The organism is Pseudidiomarina atlantica, from assembly GCF_000753735.1.
GTDB classification, from domain to species: Bacteria; Pseudomonadota; Gammaproteobacteria; order Enterobacterales; family Alteromonadaceae; genus Pseudidiomarina; species Pseudidiomarina atlantica.
The window spans coordinates 1-2,575 of record NZ_JPIN01000029.1 but is presented as its reverse complement, the minus strand read 5'-3'; the positions used below and the strand labels follow the sequence as shown (position 1 = coordinate 2,575).

The window sequence follows — 2,575 nt, the reverse complement described above, 5'->3', positions numbered from 1 at the left end:
ATTGTGAAAACGAGTAGGTCGGGACACGTGTTATCTTGACTGAATATGGGGGGACCATCCTCCAAGGCTAAATACTCCCAACTGACCGATAGTGAACCAGTACCGTGAGGGAAAGGCGAAAAGAACCCCGGCGAGGGGAGTGAAATAGAACCTGAAACCGTCTACGTACAAGCAGTAGGAGCACCTTCGTGGTGTGACTGCGTACCTTTTGTATAATGGGTCAGCGACTTATATTTTGTAGCAAGGTTAACCGTATAGGGGAGCCGTAGGGAAACCGAGTCTTAACTGGGCGCTTAGTTGCAAGGTATAGACCCGAAACCGGGCGATCTAGCCATGGGCAGGTTGAAGATTGAGTAACATCAATTGGAGGACCGAACTCACTAATGTTGAAAAATTAGGAGATGACCTGTGGCTCGGAGTGAAAGGCTAATCAAGCCCGGAGATAGCTGGTTCTCCCCGAAAGCTATTTAGGTAGCGCCTCGGACGAATACCACTGGGGGTAGAGCACTGTTTGGGCTAGGGGGTCATCCCGACTTACCAACCCCATGCAAACTCCGAATACCAGTGAGTACTATCCGGGAGACACACGGCGGGTGCTAACGTCCGTCGTGAAGAGGGAAACAACCCAGACCGCCAGCTAAGGTCCCCAAGTCATGGCTAAGTGGGAAACGATGTGGGAAGGCTCAGACAGCTAGGAGGTTGGCTTAGAAGCAGCCATCCTTTAAAGAAAGCGTAATAGCTCACTAGTCGAGTCGGCCTGCGCGGAAGATGTAACGGGGCTAAGCCATGCACCGAAGCTGCGGCAGCATACTTGTATGCTGGGTAGGGGAGCGTTCTGTAAGCCGTTGAAGGTGGATTGAGAAGTCTGCTGGAGGTATCAGAAGTGCGAATGCTGACATGAGTAACGATAATGCGGGTGAAAAACCCGCACGCCGGAAGACCAAGGTTTCCTATCCCATGCTAATCAGGGTAGGGTAAGTCGGCCCCTAAGGCGAGGCCGAGAGGCGTAGTCGATGGGAATCAGGTTAATATTCCTGAACCGACATGTACTGCGATGGGGGGACGGAGAAGGCTAGGCAAGCCGGGTGTTGGTTATCCCGGTGAAAGTATGTAGGTTGGTGGTTTAGGAAAATCCGGACCGCTAAGACTGAGATACGAGACGAGCACCCACGGGTGCGAAGTTGTTGATGCCCTGCTTCCAGGAAAAGCCTCTAAGCTTCAGGTACATGTTGACCGTACCCGAAACCGACACAGGTGGTCAGGTAGAGAATACTAAGGCGCTTGAGAGAACTCGGGTGAAGGAACTAGGCAAAATAGTACCGTAACTTCGGGAGAAGGTACGCCAGAGCTAGTGAACCCCTTGCGGGGGGAGCTGGAGCTGGCCGCAGTGACCAGGTGGCTGGGACTGTTTATTAAAAACACAGCACTCTGCAAACACGAAAGTGGACGTATAGGGTGTGACACCTGCCCGGTGCCGGAAGGTTAATTGATGGGGTTAGCGTAAGCGAAGCTCTTGATCGAAGCCCCGGTAAACGGCGGCCGTAACTATAACGGTCCTAAGGTAGCGAAATTCCTTGTCGGGTAAGTTCCGACCTGCACGAATGGTGTAACCATGGCCACGCTGTCTCCACCCGAGACTCAGTGAAATTGAAATCGCCGTGAAGATGCGGTGTACCCGCGGCTAGACGGAAAGACCCCGTGAACCTTTACTACAGCTTGGCACTGAACATTGAACCTCCATGTGTAGGATAGGTGGGAGGCTATGAAGCGTTGGCGCTAGTTGACGTGGAGCCATCCTTGAAATACCACCCTTGTATGTTTGATGTTCTAACTTAGCCTCATTATCTGGGGCGAGGACAGTGCCTGGTGGGTAGTTTGACTGGGGCGGTCTCCTCCCAAAGCGTAACGGAGGAGCACGAAGGTTGGCTAAGTACGGTCGGACATCGTACGGTTAGTGTAATGGCACAAGCCAGCTTAACTGCGAGACAGACACGTCGAGCAGGTGCGAAAGCAGGTCATAGTGATCCGGTGGTTCTGAATGGAAGGGCCATCGCTCAACGGATAAAAGGTACTCCGGGGATAACAGGCTGATACCGCCCAAGAGTTCATATCGACGGCGGTGTTTGGCACCTCGATGTCGGCTCATCACATCCTGGGGCTGTAGTCGGTCCCAAGGGTATGGCTGTTCGCCATTTAAAGTGGTACGCGAGCTGGGTTTAGAACGTCGTGAGACAGTTCGGTCCCTATCTGCCGTGGGCGTTTGAGAGTTGAGAGGGGTTGCTCCTAGTACGAGAGGACCGGAGTGAACGAACCTCTGGTGTTCGGGTTGTCACGCCAGTGGCACTGCCCGGTAGCTATGTTCGGAATCGATAACCGCTGAAAGCATCTAAGCGGGAAGCGAGCCTCAAGATAAGCTCTCACTGACATGTAATTGTCCTGAAGGGTCGTTGGAGACTACAACGTTGATAGGCGGGGTGTGGAAGCGTAGTAATGCGTTGAGCTAACCCGTACTAATTGCCCGTGAGGCTTAACCATACAACACCAAAAGTGTTGAGGGTTGCCTTGATAGACACAA

At 52.8% G+C, this 2,575-nt stretch carries 1 rRNA gene; it reads left to right on the top strand.

Annotated elements, in window-relative coordinates:
* A 23S ribosomal RNA gene (locus tag IDAT_RS12750) occupies window positions 1–2,535 on the top strand; the annotation flags it as partial.
* Between the last annotated feature and the right edge of the window lie 40 nt (window positions 2,536–2,575).